Origin of the sequence: Streptomyces sp. NPDC005925, assembly GCF_040638805.1 — a bacterium.
Classification (GTDB): Bacteria; Actinomycetota; Actinomycetes; order Streptomycetales; family Streptomycetaceae; genus Streptomyces.
In genome coordinates this window covers 290,975-309,817 of sequence record NZ_JBEXVL010000004.1, presented here as the reverse complement: position 1 = coordinate 309,817, position 18,843 = coordinate 290,975, and the positions used below count along the sequence as shown (strand labels likewise).

Sequence of the window (18,843 nt, the reverse complement as noted above, 5' to 3'; positions counted from 1 at the left end):
GGGACTCCGGTCCGGTCGCGCTCCGGCCGCCCGGGGGCGGCCGGAGCGCACGGGCGGCCGTCGAGCGCTTGCCTCGTCCGGGCGGCCCCCGCCCCGGCGACGACCACCCCGTACCGGCTCGGGTCGGGTGAACCGGCAGTCCGCAGAAGGAGAGAGTCATGGGCACAGCAAGGCAACCCCTCAGCAGGCGCGGCGCGCTGCTCGCCGGAACGGCGGCCCTGGCAGGTGGCCTCGGACTGGCGAACAACTCGGCAGCGGCCGTCCGGCAACCCGAATCGGCCGGCCTTCCGTTGGCCGCCCTGACCCCGGAGCAGCGCGCCGGGCAGCGCGTCATCTACTCCTACCCGGGGCTCACGCCCCCGACCGCGCTGCTGGACGCGATCCGAGGGGGCCGCGCGGCCGGGGTCATCTTCTTCGGCGAGAACATCCAGAACCTGACCCAGATCGAGGGCGTCGTCCGGCAGCTGAACGAGGCGAACGCGTCCTCCCCCGTCAAGTCCCCGCTGCTCCTGATGACGGACCAGGAGGGCGGCATGGTGCGCCGGCTGCCCGGTGAGCCCGTGATGTCCGCCAAGGACGTCGGCGCCTCGTCCGACCCGGCGGGACAGGCGACCTACACCGGCACCGGCGCGGGCTGGAACCTCGCGGGCGTGGGCATGAACGTCAACCTGGCGCCGGTGCTCGACGTGTACCGCACGGCCGGTGACTTCTGCGACCAGTACGAGCGGTCGTACAGCAAGAGCGCGAGCGCTGTCAGCACCTGCGGCTCGAAGTTCATCACCGCCCAGCAGAACGCCGGAGTGGCCGCCACCGCGAAGCACTTCCCGGGCCTGGGCCCCGCCACGTCGAGCCAGAACACCGACCTGAGGGCGGTCACCCTCACCACGTCCGCGACCACCCTGCGCAGCGTCGACGAGGTGCCGTACCAGGCGGCGATCACCGCCGGGGTGAAGCTCGTCATGCTCTCCTGGGCGATCTACCCGGCCCTCGACGCCAGCCGGCCCGCCGGCCTGTCCCCCACCGTCGTCGGCGAGCTGCGCAACCGGCTCGGCTTCAAGGGCGTGACGATCACCGACGCCCTGGAGGCCGGGGCGCTCAGCAACTTCGGCACCACGTCGCAGCGCGCGGTGAAGGCCGCGGCGGCCGGCATGGACCTGCTGCTGTGCTCGGCCCGCGACGTCAGCCAGGGCAGCAGCGCCGTGAACGCGCTGCGCGACGCCCTGGCAGCCGGCACGCTCGACGGGGCCGCCTTCGACGCGGGTGCGCAGCGGGTCGGCGCCCTCCGCAGCAGCCTGGCCTGACGTCCACCGCACGGCGGGGGACGCGGTCAGCGCGTCCCCCGGGGCTCGGCGAAGGGTAGGGGCCCCGTCACACGACGGGGCCCCACACGGACCGAAGGGTCTCAGCCGGCCCTGGCCAGCAGACCGTCGCTGACGAGCTTGTCACGCACCATGCCGGCATCGCTGCCGCGGTCGAGGCTCCCGCTGAACGGCACCGCGGACCAGGCGTACTCGCCGGGGAACTGGTAGGCGGACAGTTCGTCGAGGCGACGCGCCCCGTCCTCGCCCACGTTGTGGACCGTGTACGGGAGGGTGTAGCTCTCCGAGCAGTGGTCGTTGCCCGCCGCACCCGATTCGCAGGTGCTGAGGGAGGCGTAGTTGCCGTGCTTGTTCTCCGCGGAGTAGATCCTCGCGACCTGGGGTGAGCCGCCGGCGGCCCGGCCCCAGTTGCAGTCGTTGCCCAGCAGGCGTTCGTCGACGTGCTCGAAGGCGGTGCCCTCGTGGGCGATCGTCTTCAATGCGAAGGCGGCGTAGCCGGTCGGGCAGTCGGCCTGAGGGGTGAGCGTCAGGGAGAACGGTTCGACGTCGCCGGAGTGCCCGCCGCCGAACCAGTCACCGCAGTCCTGGCGGTACAGGACCGTGTACAGGATCGCGATCTTGCCCGGGTCGGCCGGGTGGGGTCTGACACGGGCGAGTGCGGTGCCCGGGTTGCCGCTCGACGCCGGATCGGCGCAGCCGGAGTCCTCGCCGCTGTCGAACCAGACCCACGGAAAGAACTGTGTGGCGACGGTGTCCTCCAACGAGTCGTCAAGTCCGTCGCCGTCGCCGTCGGCGACGACCTGGGCATGAGCTTGACCGACCACACCGGTCACCATGCCCAACACGAGGAGCAAGGGCGCAAACAGACCGTGCAGCAGATGACGTTTCACGTCTCTCCCTGGTAGGTGGCGTCGAGAAATTCGCCTTCCGTGGCGTGGTGTTGGCTCAGACAAGCAGCCGGAATCACGATGTCGCCAGAGGAAGGTACAGCGGACCTGTCGACTCCGCGATCCCCCCGGCTCACCGGTACGGCGCAAACCCGCACCGACCTGGACGGCCCTCTCGCACGTGCTCCGAGGGCGTCGCGAAGGGACGGCCCACCCCGCTCTCCGGCCGGGCGGCCATGGTCGGCACCATCCGATTCTTGCGGGCCATTACACGAGTCAGGGAGAGCGCCGGACGATCCGTGCCGCCGCTGCGCCTCCAAGACCTGAACGGGACAGCGCCATGTCCAGACTCCACCGCTCAGGAGCTCTACTGGAGGTGGTGCGCTACTAGCGGTGGTGCCCGGAGCCGGACTTGAACCGGCACGCCCGCGAAGGGGCAGCGAGGTTTAAGCTCGCCGTGTCTGCATTCCACCATCCGGGCAGGCCATGGGCTCCGCAAGATAATCCGAGCGTATCGGGGCGCCCCCCTTCCACAACTGCCGCCCGGACCCGATGTTGTCTGATTTTATTGATGTCTGAGGGTGCATCAGACACCGGGGCAGGCCATCCGCACTTGCCAATAGCCTTACGTGTGACGTGCGGATGCGCATGGGGAATGACGTAATTTCACCGTCCGAACGAGGTGGCTCCACCGGTTCTCAACCCGCCCTGTACTCAGGGGCGTCCGTCATCCCCAGGTATGACACGACCGCGCGTGCTCCGCCCCAGGTCGCCCCCCGGAACGGGAGCAGCGGCTGACTACACGGCGCCTCACGAGTAGGACCATGGATGAGTGTCGGGTCACCGTCCCGACGGCCTCCCGGGACCGTCCGCGTCCCGCCGGACCGTCCGTGTGCTCGTCGCCGTCCTCATCCCCGTCCCACAGGAGGGTCTTCCCGTGACCACCACCGCACCCGTCGCCGACCGGTCCACCACCGTGGCCGCACGCGCCACGGAACTGTCGAAGATCTACGGACAGGGCGAGACCCAGGTGGTCGCGCTGGACCGGGTCTCCGTCGACTTCCGGCAGGCCGAGTTCACCGCGATCATGGGCCCCTCGGGTTCGGGAAAGTCCACGCTCATGCACTGCGTGGCCGGACTCGACACCTTCTCCTCCGGTTCGGTGCGCATCGGTGAGACCGAGCTGGGCACCCTGAAGGACAAGCAGCTCACGAAGTTGCGCCGGGACAAGATCGGCTTCATCTTCCAGGCGTTCAACCTGCTGCCCACGCTGACCGCCCTGGAGAACATCACGCTCCCCATGGACATCGCGGGCCGCAAGCCGGACCAGCAGTGGCTGGACGACGTGATCCGCATGATCGGCCTCGCCGACCGGCTCGGTCACCGGCCCTCGCAGCTGTCCGGCGGGCAGCAGCAGCGGGTCGCCGTCGCGCGGGCACTGGCCGCCCGCCCCGAGATCATCTTCGGGGACGAACCGACCGGCAACCTCGACTCGCGCTCCGGCGCGGAGGTGCTGGGCTTCCTGCGCAACTCGGTGCGGGAGCTGGGGCAGACGGTCGTGATGGTGACCCACGATCCGGTGGCGGCGGCCTACGCGGACCGGGTGGTCTTCCTCGCGGACGGCCGGATCGTCGACGAGATGAACGGGCCGACGGCCGACTCGGTGCTCGACCGCATGAAGGCGTTCGACGCCCGGGGCCGCACCAGCTGAACACCCGGCCGAACCCGAGCCGCACCCCGACCGCCCCTCCGACTGGGAAGAACCCCATGTTCCGTACCGCCCTGCGCAACGTACTCGCGCACAAGGCCCGGCTCCTGATGACCGTGCTCGCCGTCATGCTCGGCGTGGCGTTCGTGTCGGGGACGCTGGTCTTCACCAACACCATCGCCGAGGCGTACCAGAAGAGTTCCGCCAAGGGCTTCGACCACGTCGACGTCGCCGTCCGGCCCGACTACCAGGACGCCGAGGGCGACCGGGTCGGCAAGGAGCCCGAGCTGACGCAGGCGCTGCTGGAGCGCAGCGCCCGGGTGCCGGGCGCCGCCTCCGCCGTCGGCGTCGTCAGCGGCTTCACCGCCATGGCCGACAAGGACGGCGAGCTGATCGGCAACGGCTTCCAGTCCCAGGGCGGCAACTACTGGGGTACGAAGGACCCGCGGTACCCGCTGGTCGGCGGGCACGCCCCGAAGGGCCCGGGCGAGATCCTGGTGGACGCCGAGACCGCCGAGCGGGCCGGGTACGAGGTCGGCGACACCGTACGGCTGTCGGTGGACGGACCCGTGCTGAAGCCGACGATCGTCGGCATCTTCACCACCGACGACGGCAACGTGGCGGCCGGCGGCAGCCTCGCCCTGTTCGACACGGCGACCGCGCAGAAGCTGCTGGGCAAGCCGGGGACGTACGACGAGATCGCCGTCGGGGCGAAGCCGGGCGTCACGCAGGCCGCGCTGAAGGCCGAGCTGGACCGCGCCCTGCCGAAGGACGTCACTGAGACCACCACGGGCGAGCGGCTCGCCGACGAGCAGGCCGAGATGATCGCCTCCTCGATGAGCGGGATGAAGCAGGGCCTTCTGGTGTTCGCGGGCATCGCGCTGTTCGTCGGTACGTTCATCATCGCGAACACCTTCACCATGCTGGTCGCCCAGCGCACCCGGGAGCTGGCGCTGCTGCGTGCGGTCGGCGCGTCGCGCAGGCAGGTCACGCGGTCGGTGCTCGTCGAGGCGTTCGTGGTGGGCACGGTCGCCGCCGTGACCGGGCTGCTCGCCGGCATCGGTATCGGCGCCGGACTGCGGTCCCTGATGGGCTCGTTCGGCGGGACCGTGCCCGACGGGCCGCTGATCGTCTCCCCGGGCACGGTCGGCGCCGCCCTCGCGGTCGGTGTCCTCGTCACGATGCTCGCCGCGTGGCTGCCCGGCCGGCGTGCGGCGAAGATCCCGCCGGTGGCCGCGATGAGCAGCGTGCACGCGAAGGCGACGGCCAAGTCGCTGGTGCTGCGCAACACGCTGGGCGCGTTGTTCTCCGCGGCGGGCATCGCGGTCGTCCTTGCGGCGACCACGATGAGCGGCTCGGACGGGCAGGCCCCGATGGGGATCGGCGCGGTCCTGCTGATCATCGGCGTGTTCATCCTGACGCCGCTGCTGTCCCGGCCGCTGATCGCCGCCGCCGCGCCCGTGCTGCGCGTGTTCGGCATCTCCGGCAAGCTCGCCCGGCAGAACTCGGTGCGCAACCCGCGCCGTACGGCCGCCACGGCCTCCGCGCTGATGATCGGCCTGACGCTCATCACCGGCATGACCGTGATGGCGGGCAGCCTGCAGAAGGCCATCGACAAGATGGCGTCGGCGTCGATCCGGGCCGACTACGTGGTGTCCATGAACAACGGCTACAACCTCTCCCCGGACGTCGAGGAGAAGCTGCGGAAGACGGACGGCGTCACCGCCACCAGCCCGATGCGCAACGCGCCGTCCCGCATCGACGGTGAGACCGAGCACCTGACCGGCGTCGACGGCGCCACCATCGGCAGGCTGACCGACCTGGAGGTGCGCACCGGCACCTTCGAGGTGGGCGGCAGCCGGGTCGTCGTGGACGAGGACACGGCGGCGTCGCACCACTGGAAGACGGGCTCGGCCTTCACCGTCTCCTACGAGGACGGCAAGAAGCAGCGCCTGACGGTCGCCGGGGTCTACGTCGGCAACGACATGATCAGCGGCATCATGCTCGACGCCGGGACCCTCACCCCGCACCAGAGCCACCCGGCCGACATGCGGGTCATGGTGAAGACGTCCGAGGGCGCGTCCGGCGCCGTGAAGGACCGGCTGGAGAAGGCTCTTGGTGACAACCCGGCGATCGCCGTCCAGGACAAGGAGGACATCTCCGACCAGATCGCTCAGCTGTTCACGCTGATGCTGAACATGGTCTACGGACTCCTCGCGATGGCCGTGATCGTCGCGGTCCTCGGCGTCATCAACACCCTCGCGATGTCGGTGTTCGAGCGCTCCCAGGAGATCGGCATGCTGCGCGCCATCGGCCTGGACCGCCGGGGCATCAAGCGGATGGTCCGCCTGGAATCGCTGGTGATCTCCCTCTTCGGCGGGGTGCTGGGCATCGGCCTCGGGGTGTTCTTCGGCTGGGCGGCCGGTGAGCTGCTCGGCACGTCGATGGCGACGTACGAACTGGTCCTGCCCTGGGGGCGGATGGCGCTCTTCCTGCTGCTGGCGGGGACGGTGGGTGTGCTGGCCGCGCTGTGGCCGGCGCGGCGGGCGGCCCGCCTGAACACGCTGGAGGCGATCAAGGCGGAGTAGGCGGCCACCTGCAGCGCGCCGGGCCCCGTCCACGGAGGACGGGGCCCGGTGCGTTCGGTTCCCGGCTGGGTCCCTCCCCGACCGGTCCCCTTCCCGACGGGTTCAGCTCCCGACGGGTCCGGTTCCAGGTGGGTTCAGTCCCAGGAGTTTCAGTCCCAGGAGTTTCAGTCCCAGGAGTTTCAGTCCCAGGAGTTTCGGTTCCAGGTGTTTCAGTTCCAGGTGCGGGCGCGCAGCGGCATGCCGGAGGATCCGGACTCCCGGGGCTTCACGGCCAGGACCTGGTTGACGCCGATGCGGTTGTGCTCGAAGGCCAGGGCCGACGCCGCCATGTACAGCCGCCAGACGCGGGCCCTGCCGGGTCCGGCGAGCCGCTCGGCGCGCCGCCAGTCGGCCTCCAGATTGGTCACCCAGCGGCGCAGTGTCAGCGCGTAGTGCTCGCGGATCGACTCCACGTCGCGCACCTCGAACCCGGCGCGCTCCAGCTGGGTGACGGTGGTGCCGACCGGGGCGAGCTCCCCGTCGGGGAAGACGTAGGCGTCGATGAACGCGTTGACGTTGTACGCCGATTCGTCGCGCTGCGGCCGGCGGGCGATCTGGTGGTTGAGGAGCCGCCCGCCCGGTTCGAGCAGGCCGTGCAGGTCCCGGGCGTACCGCAGATAGCGGTCGGCGCCGACGTGTTCGGCCATGCCGATGGAGGAGATCGCGTCGTAGGGTCCGTCGCGGACGTCCCGGTAGTCCTGGACGCGGATCTCGATCCGGTCGGTCAGCCCCTCGTCGGCGACACGCTTGCGGGCGTACGCCGCCTGCTCCTGGGACAGGGTGATGCCGACGACGCTCACACCGTGCTCGCGGGCGGCCTGGATGGCCATGGAGCCCCAGCCGCAGCCGACGTCCAGCAGCCGCTGACCCGGCTTCAGGGCGAGCTTGCGGCATACCAGTTCGAGCTTGTCGCGCTGCGCGTCCTCCAGGGTGCCGCCCTTGGCCTCGGGGGCCTCCCAGTAGGCGCAGGAGTACACCATGGACGGGCCGAGGACGATTTCGTAGAAGTCGTTGCCCACGTCGTAGTGGTGGCTGATCGCGCGTTTGTCGGTGCGCCTGGTGTGCAGGTGGCCGCGGCGTCCGCGCACCTCCTCGCGGGGCGGGGCGGGCGGCAGCGGCGGTCCGGCGAGCCTCACCAGCCCCCGTACCGCGGCCCGTACCTCGGGATCGCGCAGCGCCTCGGCGAGCGTCCTGGCGTCCTCGTCGCGCTCCCAGACCATGCCGGAGATCGCGTCGAGCGCGGTGTAGAGGTCGCCCTCGACGTCCAGGTCGCCGGCCACCCAGGCGCGGGCCAGGCCGAGTTCCCCCGGCTTCCACAGCAGGCGGCGCAGCGCGCGGCGGTTGCGGACGACCAGCACGGGCGCGCCGGGTGGGCCCGCCGTCGAGCCGTCCCAGGCGCGGATACGCACCGGGAGCGGGGCTCCCAGCAACTGTTCGAAGAGGCCGTTCAGCCGCGACGCGGCATCTGCCATGGCGCACACCTCCGTGACAACGGTCCTGGTGACCGCTTGCTACGTAAACACCTGACGTCCGCCTTACAGTCCCGCTGGGGGTCATGAGCGGGCAAAACAAGTGCATGTTGCACGAGGTCGGGGCGCGACGGAAGACCGCCTGCGGGCGTGTCGGGCGTACGCGGGGGGCGGCCGGGAGCACGGGGGGTCGGGAGCGTCGCACGGACGAGGCGTGGACACGCGGCCCCGGACGGCACGTGGGTCGGGGAAACACCGAAGGGGCCGCCCGCACCACGGATGGCGGGCGGCCCCTTCGGGGCGAACGGAGCGCTGTACGGGCCGTACGCGTGGCACGGGCCGTACGGTGACCGTGAGGCGGGGTCAGGAAACCTTGGTCTTCTCCCCCACCCGGTCGGCCGTCACGGCCTGCGGCGCGGGCTTGGCGGCCTCGTAGAACTCCTCGCGCGGCGTCTCGATCGCGCCGAGGGAGACGACCTCGCGCTTGAGGAACACGGCGAGGGTCCAGTCGGCGAAGACGCGGATCTTGCGGTTCCAGGTCGGCATCGCCAGACCGTGGTAGCCACGGTGCATGTACCAGGCGAGGCGGCCCTTGAGCTTGATCTTCATCTTGCCCATGACGATCATCGCGACGCCCTTGTGCAGGCCGAGGCCCGCGACGGCGCCCTTGTTGGCGTGGCTGTACGCCCGCTGCGGGAAGCCGCGCAGGCCGGAGATCACGTTGTCCCCGAGCACCTTGGACTGCCGCAGCGCGTGCTGCGCGTTCGGCGGGCACCAGGCGTTGTCGTTGCCGGCCTTGCGGCCGACCAGGTCCGGGACCTGGGCGTTGTCGCCGGCGGCCCAGACGTAGTCGGTGCCCTTGACCTGGAGCGTCGGCTCGCAGTCGACGTGACCGCGCGGGCCGAGCGGCAGACCGAAGCGGGAGAGGACCGGGTTCGGCTTGACGCCCGCGGTCCAGACGATCGTGTCGGAGTCGACCTCGAGCCCGTTCTTCAGCACGACGTGGCCGTCGACGCAGGTCTCCATGGAGGTCGACAGGTAGACCTCGACGCCACGGCCCTCGAGGTGCTCCTTGCCGTACGCGCCGAGCTTGGGACCGACCTCGGGGAGGATCTTGTCCGCGGCGTCGACGAGGATGAAGCGCATGTCCTCGCGGGACACGTTGTTGTAGTACTTCGCGGCGTCCCGGGCCATGTCCTCGACCTCGCCGATGGTCTCCGCACCGGCGAAACCGCCGCCCACGAAGACGAAGGTGAGCGCCTTGCGGCGGATCTCCTCGTCGGTGGTGGAGTCGGCCTTGTCGAGCTGCTCGAGGACGTGGTTGCGCAGGCCGATGGCCTCCTCGATGCCCTTCATGCCGATGCCCTGCTCGGCGAGGCCGGGGATCGGGAAGGTGCGGGAGACCGCGCCCATTGCGACGATCAGGTAGTCGAAGGGCAGCTCGTACGCCTCGCCGACCAGCGGCGCGACGGTGGCGACCTTGCGGTCCTGGTCGATGGTGGTGACCCGGCCGGTGAGGATCTCCGCCTTGGGAAGCACGCGTCGCAGCGGGACGACGACGTGACGCGGGGAGATGCTGCCGGCGGCGGCTTCGGGGAGGAAGGGCTGGTAGGTCATGTACGAGCGCGGGTCGACGACCGTGACGGTCGCCTCGCCGTAGCGCATCTTCTTGAGAATGCGACGAGCTGCGTACAGGCCTACGTACCCACCGCCTACTACGAGGATCCTGGGACGCTCCGTGGTGCTCATGCCATCGAGTATCCACCCGTGGGAGGGGGGTACCTCGTGCGCCCCTTCACAAGCTCCTACGGCGTTTGTGTTAAACTCCGCGCCCCCTTTGGCGTGGGCGGAACGCGGGAGGGCGGCCCGGCGCCCCGGACGACGCCCTGCCCATACCGCGTGAGCTGCCCGTCTGGACCCTCGGCCGGTACGTGAGGGGTCCGCGGCCCGCTCCGGAAGGCCTCTCGCCGCAGGGCCCCCACCAGGCCTTCTGAACGTGTTCAAAGGGTTGTCGGGCACCCAGAACGGTCAACGGACCCCCGTCGGTGCCACGACCGGGCCGAATTCCTTGTGAAGAACTTCACGAACATTCTCGTGAAGGGGGCACCGAGGGGCCCGTCCGGACCCCTCGGAACGCTCATACGCCGTCCGGCCTGCTCAGGGGAGAGCCGGGCGAGGGCTGCGCGGGGGCGCCGCGCGGCGGCCGGACCGCCGCTCGGCGTCAGGCCAGCCGGATGCGGAAGACGGCCACACGCGCGTCGTGACCGTCGACGCGCATGTCCACGCTGTGGGTGCCCAGCAGGTCGAGCTGGACGCGTCCGTCGCCGGGCATCCAGTTGATCCTGTCGATGCCGCCGGTGAACACCTGCCGCTCGGCGTCCCACCCGGTGGCCTTCACGTAGTTCGGGTTGTTGGTGTCGGCCGTCCAGATGACGAGGCGCCCGGCCTGGTGGTGGGCGAGCACACGGTCCTTGTGCTTCTGCTTGTGCAGGTCCCACTCGTCGCGCAGGTTCGGGTTCCCGTCGCCGTTGTACGCGCCCGCGATGTAGTGCGTGTTGATCAGCGCGAACTCGAGACCGGGGTGGTCGGCGTGCTCCACGACCACTTCGTTGATCCAGCGCGGCGGCGTGATGCCCGAGATGCCGCCGTGCACGAAGGTGTTGCCCCGTTCGACGATCTTCCAGGGCGCGGGCACGGAGAGCGGGACACGGTAGGCCGTCTCGTGCAAGAGATGGGGGTTGGCGTAGGCGTCGCCGAAGTACTTCTCGATGTACGCGCACTCGAGGTTGTCGTTGTCGCCCTCGCGGATCTCCTGCCAGCCCACGAGGGGGCGGTTGCCGCTGTCGCCGAACCGCACGTCGTGGATGGCGTCCTCACGCGCACCGGGATTCTTGCGGCCGATGTTGGCCGTGACGACGGGCAACCGGATCCAGTCGGTCGCGGCCGACGCGGACGGCGCACCCGCCACGAGGGCGCCCCCGGCGAGCCCGCCACCGAGGGCGAGCACCCGGCGCCTGCTGATCTTCGTGCTGCCAGGACTTCCAGAACGCGTGGACATGGGTGTCCTCCCGGGACGTCGGTGTCCCGGCGATTGAAGGGGGTGGGGATACAAAGGGGATACATGGGCGGCGGAGGCGGCCGCCCGAGCAGGACACGTGGACACGACGCCCGCGCGAGCAGGACGCGCGTACACGCCGTCGCGCGCACCGAGCGCGTGACCGGGAACGGCGGGCTCCCGCCCCCGTACGGCCAACTGCGGCCGCACGGGCGCTCCTGCGCCTGTTCCGCGCAGGGCACGAGCGAGAACTGCCCGTCTGCCGGACGGCGGTGGGGCGTCCGGCCGGAGGACCTGCGCCACGACGGCGGAAACCGCGGAGGCGGGACTACCGTCGCCCCCGGGCCCGGGACCGCCTACGAACCGGCCCCGCTCGCCGCGCTGAACGCGATGCCGTCCAGGATGTCGTGTTCGCTCACCACGACCTCCTCCGCGCCCGTCCGTTCCATGATCGTGAGGAGGATCAGGGCGCCGGCCGCGATGACGTCGACGCGGCCGGGGTGCATGGAGGGGATGGCGGCGCGTTCGGCGTGGGTGGAGTTCACCAGCCGGTCCGTCAGTTCGCGGACACGCTCGCGGGAGACCCGGGAGTGGTGGATCGCCGTCGAGTCGTACGCGGGCAGGTCCTGGGCGATCGCCGAGAGGGTCGTGACCGAGCCGGCCAGGCCGACCAGGGTGCGTGCCTCGCGCAGCGGCACCGTCTGCTCCGCGAGGTCCAGTGCCGACGCGATGTCGGCCCGTATCGCCGCGATCTGCTGCGGCGTCGGCGGGTCGGTGACCGTCCCGTCCGTCACCAGGTGGCGCTCGGTCATCCGTACGCAGCCGACGTCGACCGAGCGGGCCGCGTGGACGTGGTCGTCGCCGACGACGAACTCCGTCGAGCCGCCGCCGATGTCCACCACCAGGAACGGGTGGCCGAGATCCTCGCGGCCCGCCAGTTCCCTGGTCGCGCCCGTGAAGGAGAACTCGGCCTCCTGCTCGCCCGTGACGACCTCCGGCTCCACGCCCAGGATGTCCCGCACCCCGCGGACGAAGTCGTCGCGGTTCTCCGCGTCGCGGGACGCGGACGTGGCGACGAAGCGGAGGCGTTCCGCCCCGTGCTCCTCGATGATCTCCGCGTACGCGCGGCAGGCCGCGAACGTGCGCTCCAGGGCCTCGGGGGCCAGCCGGCCCGTGCGGTCGACGCCCTGGCCGAGGCGGACGATCGTCATGCGACGGTCCAGGTCGACGAGCTCACCCGTCGCGGGGTCGCAGTCGGCCACCAGCAGGCGGATGGAGTTCGTACCGCAGTCGATCGCTGCGACCCGGGTCATTCCGCGTCCTCCCGCGTGCCCGTCACACACGTGCCCCTCGCCCACCATTGCGGCAGCATCGCCAGCGCCTCGTCTCCCAGCGGGTTCACTCCGGGTCCGGCCGCCAGCGCGTGGGCGACCAGGACGTGCAGGCACTTCACCCGGTCCGGCATGCCGCCCGCGCTGGGGAAGTTCCGCAACTCCTCGATCGCGTCCCGGCGGCGGAGGTAGTCCTCGTGCGCTGCCCGGTAGGCGGCGGCCAGCTCCGGGTCGGTGGCCAGGCGCTCGGTCATCTCCTTCATCACGCCGTTCGCCTCCAGCGTGCCGATCGCCGAGTTCGCCTTAGGGCACGTCAGGTAGTACAGCGTCGGGAAGGGCGTGCCGTCGGGCAGCCGGGGCGCCGTCTCCACGACGGCGGGCTGCCCGCAGGGGCAGCGGTGCGCGATGGCCCGCAGGCCGCGCGGCGGGCGGCCGAGCTGCTCCTTGAAGGCCTCGACGTCCGCGTCGGTGGGCTCGGTGCGCGGGGTGGGCGGCGGGGGCGTGTCCATACCTGTCTTTCTCGACCTGTCTGCCTGGACCGGCGTGTCCGGCCGGTCCGTCACGGCCTGTCTGCTGTGCTATTCGGCGGCGTCGGCCGTGTCGACGCCGTCCCACATGTTCGCGTACCAGGGGCGGTCGGCCCGTCCCCGGTCGGCGCGGGACTGCCGGACGGCGCCCGGGTCGACCACGACGTAGCCGGTCTCTCCGGGCATCACGTAGTGCAGCCGCTTCCGGATCTGCTGCTCGGCGTACGCGTCGTCCTGCCAGCGCGCCTTGGTGTCGCGCAGCCGTTCGACGCGCTCCTTCGCCTGCTGCTTCTGCCGCTCCAGGTCGGCGATGTCGGCGCGCTGGGAGACGTACTGCCGCATCGGGTAGGCCAGGGCCACGACCAGGGAGCAGACCACCAGGGCGAGGAGCGCCGCCCGCCCCGTCAGGCGGGAGCGGCGGGCCTGGCGGCGGGTCTGCGAGCGGTAGACCCGGGCCGCGGTCTGCTCACCGAGCAGCCTGAGCCTGGTCGTGGTGGAGAACCGGTCCCGGTCCTTCACGGCCATGTCTCCCCGCCTCCCGCTCCCGCTTCCGGGTCCGCATTCCACGCGCGTACGTCCCCGGACACGGTACGGGACCGCGTACGGGGACGTACGTACGACTGGCTCAGGCGTGGCCCGGCGGGCCCGGCCGGTCAGCCCTTGTAGCGCGGGAAGGCGCTGCGGCCCGCGTACACCGCGGCGTCGTCGAGGATCTCCTCGATGCGCAGCAGCTGGTTGTACTTGGCGACACGCTCGGAACGGGCCGGGGCGCCCGTCTTGATCTGGCCGCAGTTGGTGGCGACGGCCAGGTCGGCGATGGTGACGTCCTCGGTCTCGCCGGAGCGGTGGGACATCATGCACTTGAAGCCGCTGCGCTGCGCCAGCTCGACGGCGTCCAGCGTCTCGGTGAGCGAGCCGATCTGGTTGACCTTGACGAGCAGGGCGTTGGCGGCGCCGTCCTCGATGCCGCGGGCCAGGCGCTCCGGGTTGGTGACGAACAGGTCGTCGCCGACGAGCTGGACCTTGTCACCGAGCCGGTCGGTGATGGTCTTCCAGCCCTCCCAGTCGTCCTCGAACAGCGGGTCCTCGATGGAGACGAGCGGGTACGCCTCGACGAGCTCGGCGTAGTACTCGGTCATGTCGGCGGCCGAGCGCTCCTTGCCCTCGAAGGTGTAGACGCCGTCCTTGTAGAACTCGGACGCGGCGACGTCGAGGGCGAGGGCGATCTGCTCGCCCGGCGTGTACCCGGCCTCGTTGACGGCCTCGAGGATGAGGTCGAGGGCCTCGCGGTTGGAGCCGAGGTTGGGGGCGAAGCCGCCCTCGTCGCCGAGGCCGGTGGCCAGGCCCTTGCTCTTCAGTACCTTCTTGAGGGTGTGGTACACCTCGGTGCCCCAGCGCAGCGCCTCGGAGAAGGACTCGGCGCCGATCGGCGCGATCATGAACTCCTGGATGTCCACGTTGGAGTCGGCGTGCGAGCCGCCGTTCAGGATGTTCATCATGGGCACCGGCAGCAGGTGCGCGTTCGGGCCGCCCAGGTAGCGGAAGAGGGGGAGGTCGGACGCCTCGGACGCGGCGTGGGCGACGGCGAGGGAGACGCCGAGGATGGCGTTGGCGCCGAGAGAGCCCTTGTTGTCGGTGGCGTCCAGGTCGAACATCGCCTGGTCGATCAGGCGCTGCTCGGTGGCGTCGTAGCCGACCAGCTCCGGGCCGATCTGCTCGATGACGGCGAGGACGGCCTTCTCGACACCCTTGCCGTGGTAGCGGTTCGGGTCACCGTCACGGAGCTCGATGGCCTCGAAGGCGCCCGTCGACGCTCCGGACGGGACGGCGGCACGACCCGTGCTGCCGTCGTCGAGGCCGACCTCGACCTCGACCGTGGGGTTGCCTCGGGAGTCCAGGATTTCCCGGGCTACGACGACGTCGATGGACGGCACGAGCATCTCCTTCTTCGGATGTGACGCTGGAAGTGCGGGGCACGCGGGCCTTGGCGGCCTTGACGTGCCGTGCGACTAGAGCCTAACCGTCCCCGGGCCGTCGGCCAGCCGACCGGCCGTCCCGTGGACAGTCAGACGGTACCCATTGTTCACCGTCGGAACAAAGGGGGTGGCGGATGAAGACCGGGGGAACGGGCGGGGCGGCGCCCTGTGCATGTGCCGTCCGGCCCGTATCGCCTCGCGTGACCCCATGTGCGGCGGTACGCATGACCCCGCCCCGGTGCGTACGGGGGAAGGACGCACCGGGGCGGGGAGCCCGTGGGGACGGGGGTGGCCGGGCCGCGCGCGGGCCCGCGAGGGGCAACAGGGCCCCTGAACAGAGATACGTACGCGCGGGCGACGGGGTTCAGATTCCGGCGGCCGGGTTCAGTCCGGGCCGTGGCTCACTTCAGGTGCAGCCGCTGACCGGGGTAGATGAGGTCGGCCTCCTGGACGATGTCCTTGTTCAGCTTGAACAGCTTCGCCCAGCCGCCCTTGACGTGGTGCTCGTCGGCGATGGAGCTGAGGCTGTCGCCCTTGACGACCTTGTACTCGCCGTCGCCCTTCTTGACCTTCTTGCCGGTCGGCGTGGTGACGGTCTTCTTCTGGGCCGGGCGCTCCTGGGAGCGGGTGGCGGGCTGCTCGGCGGAGCGGTCGGTGGTGGCGGTGTCGCCGCCGCCCGTGCTCTGGCCGGAGCCGGAGCCCGCCGCGGAACCGGAACCGGAGTCGGAGCCGCCGCCGGGCGAGGCGCTCGACAGGCCGGTGCCGCAGACCGGCCAGGCGCCCTTGCCCTGAGCCGCGAGGACCTTCTCGGCGATCTCGATCTGCTGCGCCTTGCTGGCCTGGTCGGCGGACGAGGCGTACTGCGTGCCGCCGTAGCCGGCCCAGGTGGAGGCGGAGAACTGCAGGCCGCCGTAGTAGCCGTTACCGGTGTTGATGGACCAGTCGCCGCCGGACTCGCACTGGGCGACGGCGTCCCACTCGGAGGCGGTGGCGGCGGAGGCGGTGCCGGAGGCCATCAGCGGCCCTGCGACGGCGGCGCCGGCGACGCCGGCTACGGCCATGGCGCGGGTGGAGCGCCGGAATGCGGTCGGACGACGGTGCTTGCCCGTGCCGGAAAGCAGCATGGTTGATCCCCTCACCGACGCCTGCGAGGTGAGCTGTCGGGTTCGGGCCGGTTGAGTTGCCCGGCCGCGGCACACTGCGGTGCGCGCGGCTCCACCCCAAGCCGGGGCCGGCTCAACAGCCGGTTCCGGCACTTACCTTGGGTCCCCCGCTCCTGCCTACGGCGCTTGACGCGACGACTGTTCCCGGGCCGCCACTGGCAGGATTCGGCGTTGCGGTGGCCGGGGCCCGCCAGTGGCGAGCGGTCCTGACCGTAGACACGCGCCCGCCCGGATTTCAAAGAGGATCAGGGCCTCTGAGACCTATCTCTCATCGCCTCTGAATCGGACAATACGCAGCGAACTATGACGTGAACTCCCGCTACTTTTCGACCGATTCGCCCTGTACCGCAAGCTTCTGACCGGGAAGGATCAGATCGGGGTCGTCGCCGACCGTCTCACGGTTCGCGGCGTAGAGGCCGTGCCATCCGCCCTGGAGGTCGAGGGAGTCGGCGATGACCCAGAGGTTGTCTCCGGTACGGACGGTGTAGGTGCCGTCGACGGCGTCACGGGCGGCGTCCGCGTCGCGCGAGGCGTGGCGGCCCGAGGAGCCGTCCTCGCGGCCGTCTCCGACACTTCCCCCGGCCTCGTCCGCGCCGGTGCCGCGGTGACGGCCCGTGCCGGTCCCGCCGGTTTCCGGGTCCGCCGAAGCGGCGCCACTCTGCCCCGACTTGTCCGAGTCGTCCTGTTGGGTGGTGTCGGCGGATCCTCCGGGGGCGGGGCTCGCGCCGGCCTCGTCCGGTCCGCCGGAGTCACCGGTGTCACCGGCTTCGGCGGCGGAGTCCGCCGAGTCCGGGGAGTCGGTGGCGGACCCGTCGGACGAGGTGGGCAGGGACGCACCCGGCTCGTCCGAGGTGCCGTCGGAGGTGTCGCCCGGGATGCCGTCCGTGCCGGGCGACTCGGACACACCCGTGTCCACACCGGCGTCGCCGGTGTCGCCGCCGAGGCCGGCGAGCAGTCCACAGGTCGGCCAGGCGTCGGCGCCCTTGTCGTCGAGCAGGTTCTCGGCGACGGCTATCTGCTGCGAACGGCTCGCCCGGTCGGCGCTGGCCGCGAACTCGAGGCCGCCGTACGCCTCCCAGTCCTCCTGGGTCAACTGCAGCCCGCCGTAGTACCCGTTGCCGGTGTTCTGGCTCCAGGAGCCGCCGGTCTCGCACTCGGCGACCCTGTCCCACGTGGCGCCTTCGGCCGCGCCGGCGCTGGTGGCACCGAGCAGCGGGATGGCGATGGCGGAGCCGGTCACCCCGGCCGCGACAAGGAGTGCCGGAGCCTGGCGGGGGCGACGGTGACGACCGTTCCCGGAGAGCATGCGCGGACCTTTCGCGAGACAGCGGTGAACGGCGCGGCGGGTGTGACTCGGGGCCACGCTGATGCGGAACGTATAGGTATTCGAACAGCAGTCACAAGTTCATGCCGCGCAGATCACGTGAAGATCACATTGCTGACGGGCAGTCATGTGCGTGGTGTAAAGGGACGGCTCCGTCCCTACGGCGTGTCAGGCCTCCGGTGTGAACGCGACCGGGAGGGTGCGCAGTCCGCGCATGATGAGGCCGCCGCGCCACCGCAACTCGGCCGGGTCCGCGGCGAGTCGCAGGTCGGGCAGCCGGGTGAGGAGTGTGGCGAGCGCGGTCTGCCCCTCCAGGCGGGCGAGCGGGGCGCCGAGGCAGTAGTGGATGCCGTGCCCGTATCCGAGGTGCTGGTTGTCCGTGCGGCCGAGGTCGAGGACGTCCGGGTTCGCGAACCGTGCCGGGTCCCGGTCGGCGGCGGCCAGGACGACGAGGACGGGGTCGCCGGGCGCGATGTCCCGGCCGCCGACGGTGAGCGGCTCGGTGGCGAACCGCCAGGTGGCCAGCTCCACCGGGCCGTCGTAGCGCAGGAGTTCCTCGACGCCGGTGGCCAGCAGGCCGCGTTCGCCGGCGGCCAGGGAGTCCTGGAGGCGGGCACGCTGGCCGGGGTGGGTGAGCAGGGCGTAGGTGCCGTTGCCGATGAGGTTGACGGTGGTTTCGAAGCCGGCGAACAGCAGGATGAACGCCATCGCCGCCGCCTCGTTCTCCGTGAGGTGTTCGCCGTGGTCGGAGGCGCGGATGAGACCGGAGATGAGGTCCTCGCCGGGGGCCGGTTCGGCGGGCAGGGCGGCGCGCTTGCGGTGGATGAGCTCGGCGAGGTAGCCGCGCATCTTCTTCACGGAGCGGGCGACTCCGCCGCGCGGGCCGCCTCCGTGCCGGATCATCATGCCCGCCCAGTCGCGGAAGTCGTCCTGGTCCTCGCGGGGGACGCCGAGCAGGTCGCAGATGGCGTGGATGGGGAGCGGGAAGGCGAAGTCGTGGATGAGGTCGGCGGAGCCCCGCGCGGCGAAGCCGTCGATCAGCCGGTCGGTGATCTCCTGCACGCGGGGGGCGAACTCGGCGACGCGGCGCGGTGTGAACGCCTTGCTGACCAGGCGGCGCAGCCTGGTGTGGTCCGGGGGGTCGATGTTGAGCAGATGGGTCATCAGCTCGGCCTTGCGCTCGCCGGGGATGCCGGTCTTGCCCCGGGCGTGCGCGGGCTCGTCGTGGTGCGCCGGGTTCTTGGAGAGCCGCTGGTCGGCGAGGGCCTGCTTGGCGTCGGCGTACCGGGTGACCAGCCAGGCCTCCACCCCGCTGGGCAGCCGGGTGCGGTGCACGGGGGCGTGCTCGCGCAGCCAGGCGTAGGCGGGGTAGGGGTCGGTGGCGAACTCCCAGGTGAACAGTTCGGGAGCCCCGGCGGGGGCGGCGGCGGCGCGGGGGGCGGGCTGGTCGGTCACGG

General features: G+C 71.1%; 14 protein-coding genes, 1 tRNA gene and 1 riboswitch. Of the genes, 3 read left to right on the top strand and 12 right to left on the bottom strand.

The window, feature by feature from the left end; all coding sequences use genetic code 11:
- Window positions 1-158: 158 nt before the first annotated feature.
- Entirely contained in the window at window positions 159-1,301 is a 1,143-nt protein-coding gene (locus ABZ354_RS08260) for a glycoside hydrolase family 3 N-terminal domain-containing protein (protein ID WP_358654220.1), read from the top strand.
- 101 nt (window positions 1,302-1,402) lie between these two features.
- Here ABZ354_RS08260 and ABZ354_RS08255 read toward each other — a convergent pair whose 3' ends face one another.
- Entirely contained in the window at window positions 1,403-2,173 is a 771-nt protein-coding gene (locus ABZ354_RS08255) for a hypothetical protein (protein WP_358654218.1), read from the bottom strand.
- A 427-nt stretch (window positions 2,174-2,600) separates the two neighbouring features.
- A tRNA-Leu gene (locus ABZ354_RS08250) sits at window positions 2,601-2,687 on the bottom strand.
- Between the two features lie 456 nt (window positions 2,688-3,143).
- On the opposite strand from ABZ354_RS08250, the gene ABZ354_RS08245 reads away from it, so the two are divergent.
- Window positions 3,144-3,917 carry an ABC transporter ATP-binding protein gene (locus ABZ354_RS08245; RefSeq protein WP_358654216.1) on the top strand — a complete coding sequence of 258 codons (774 nt, stop codon included), beginning with the start codon at window positions 3,144-3,146 and terminating at the stop codon, window positions 3,915-3,917.
- A 56-nt stretch (window positions 3,918-3,973) separates the two neighbouring features.
- Window positions 3,974-6,502: an FtsX-like permease family protein gene (locus ABZ354_RS08240; protein ID WP_358654214.1), complete on the top strand. Its 2,529-nt coding sequence runs from the start codon at window positions 3,974-3,976 to the stop codon at window positions 6,500-6,502.
- A 209-nt stretch (window positions 6,503-6,711) separates the two neighbouring features.
- Here the strand turns inward: ABZ354_RS08240 and ABZ354_RS08235 are convergent, their stop codons facing one another.
- From ABZ354_RS08235 to ABZ354_RS08190, 10 genes are all read right to left on the bottom strand, one after another.
- The gene (locus ABZ354_RS08235) at window positions 6,712-8,013 is read right to left on the bottom strand and encodes a cyclopropane-fatty-acyl-phospholipid synthase family protein (RefSeq protein WP_358654212.1); all 1,302 of its coding nucleotides are present in this window, start codon (window positions 8,011-8,013) and stop codon (window positions 6,712-6,714) included.
- Between the two features lie 360 nt (window positions 8,014-8,373).
- Complete coding sequence (locus ABZ354_RS08230) at window positions 8,374-9,759, bottom strand: NAD(P)/FAD-dependent oxidoreductase (protein ID WP_358654210.1); 1,386 nt, start codon at window positions 9,757-9,759, stop codon at window positions 8,374-8,376.
- A gap of 472 nt (window positions 9,760-10,231) precedes the next feature.
- On the bottom strand, window positions 10,232-11,068 hold the full coding sequence (locus tag ABZ354_RS08225) for a hypothetical protein (protein WP_358654208.1): 837 nt from the start codon (window positions 11,066-11,068) through the stop codon (window positions 10,232-10,234).
- Window positions 11,069-11,421: 353 nt separating this feature from the next.
- Window positions 11,422-12,378, bottom strand: coding sequence for a Ppx/GppA phosphatase family protein (locus ABZ354_RS08220; RefSeq protein ID WP_358654207.1), 957 nt, complete (start codon window positions 12,376-12,378; stop codon window positions 11,422-11,424).
- Window positions 12,375-12,905: a DUF501 domain-containing protein gene (locus ABZ354_RS08215; protein WP_358654205.1), complete on the bottom strand. Its 531-nt coding sequence runs from the start codon at window positions 12,903-12,905 to the stop codon at window positions 12,375-12,377. The genes ABZ354_RS08220 and ABZ354_RS08215 overlap by 4 nt, the downstream gene beginning before the upstream one ends.
- Before the next feature lie 69 nt (window positions 12,906-12,974).
- The gene (locus ABZ354_RS08210; RefSeq protein WP_358654203.1) at window positions 12,975-13,448 is read right to left on the bottom strand and encodes a septum formation initiator family protein; all 474 of its coding nucleotides are present in this window, start codon (window positions 13,446-13,448) and stop codon (window positions 12,975-12,977) included.
- Between the two features lie 128 nt (window positions 13,449-13,576).
- On the bottom strand, window positions 13,577-14,857 hold the full coding sequence (eno, locus tag ABZ354_RS08205; RefSeq protein ID WP_358654201.1) for a phosphopyruvate hydratase: 1,281 nt from the start codon (window positions 14,855-14,857) through the stop codon (window positions 13,577-13,579).
- Between the two features lie 443 nt (window positions 14,858-15,300).
- Window positions 15,301-16,023: a transglycosylase family protein gene (locus tag ABZ354_RS08200; RefSeq protein WP_358654199.1), complete on the bottom strand. Its 723-nt coding sequence runs from the start codon at window positions 16,021-16,023 to the stop codon at window positions 15,301-15,303.
- Window positions 16,024-16,026: 3 nt separating this feature from the next.
- Window positions 16,027-16,197, bottom strand: a riboswitch (cyclic di-AMP (ydaO/yuaA leader).
- 184 nt (window positions 16,198-16,381) lie between these two features.
- Window positions 16,382-17,368, bottom strand: a complete 987-nt coding sequence (locus tag ABZ354_RS08195) for a transglycosylase family protein (RefSeq protein WP_358654197.1) — start codon at window positions 17,366-17,368, stop codon at window positions 16,382-16,384.
- 186 nt (window positions 17,369-17,554) lie between these two features.
- Window positions 17,555-18,841, bottom strand: coding sequence for a cytochrome P450 (locus tag ABZ354_RS08190; protein WP_358654195.1), 1,287 nt, complete (start codon window positions 18,839-18,841; stop codon window positions 17,555-17,557).
- Between the last annotated feature and the right edge of the window lie 2 nt (window positions 18,842-18,843).

Coding starts and splice junctions, on each gene's coding strand:
- ABZ354_RS08200 (WP_358654199.1), bottom strand. CDS start 16,023: ATGCTGCTTTCCGGCACGGGCAAGCACCGTCGTCCGACCGCATTCCGG.
- ABZ354_RS08235 (WP_358654212.1), bottom strand. CDS start 8,013: ATGGCAGATGCCGCGTCGCGGCTGAACGGCCTCTTCGAACAGTTGCTG.
- ABZ354_RS08215 (WP_358654205.1), bottom strand. CDS start 12,905: ATGGACACGCCCCCGCCGCCCACCCCGCGCACCGAGCCCACCGACGCG.
- ABZ354_RS08230 (WP_358654210.1), bottom strand. CDS start 9,759: ATGAGCACCACGGAGCGTCCCAGGATCCTCGTAGTAGGCGGTGGGTAC.
- ABZ354_RS08240 (WP_358654214.1), top strand. CDS start 3,974: ATGTTCCGTACCGCCCTGCGCAACGTACTCGCGCACAAGGCCCGGCTC.
- ABZ354_RS08210 (WP_358654203.1), bottom strand. CDS start 13,448: ATGGCCGTGAAGGACCGGGACCGGTTCTCCACCACGACCAGGCTCAGG.
- ABZ354_RS08260 (WP_358654220.1), top strand. CDS start 159: ATGGGCACAGCAAGGCAACCCCTCAGCAGGCGCGGCGCGCTGCTCGCC.
- ABZ354_RS08220 (WP_358654207.1), bottom strand. CDS start 12,378: ATGACCCGGGTCGCAGCGATCGACTGCGGTACGAACTCCATCCGCCTG.
- ABZ354_RS08195 (WP_358654197.1), bottom strand. CDS start 17,368: ATGCTCTCCGGGAACGGTCGTCACCGTCGCCCCCGCCAGGCTCCGGCA.
- ABZ354_RS08225 (WP_358654208.1), bottom strand. CDS start 11,068: ATGTCCACGCGTTCTGGAAGTCCTGGCAGCACGAAGATCAGCAGGCGC.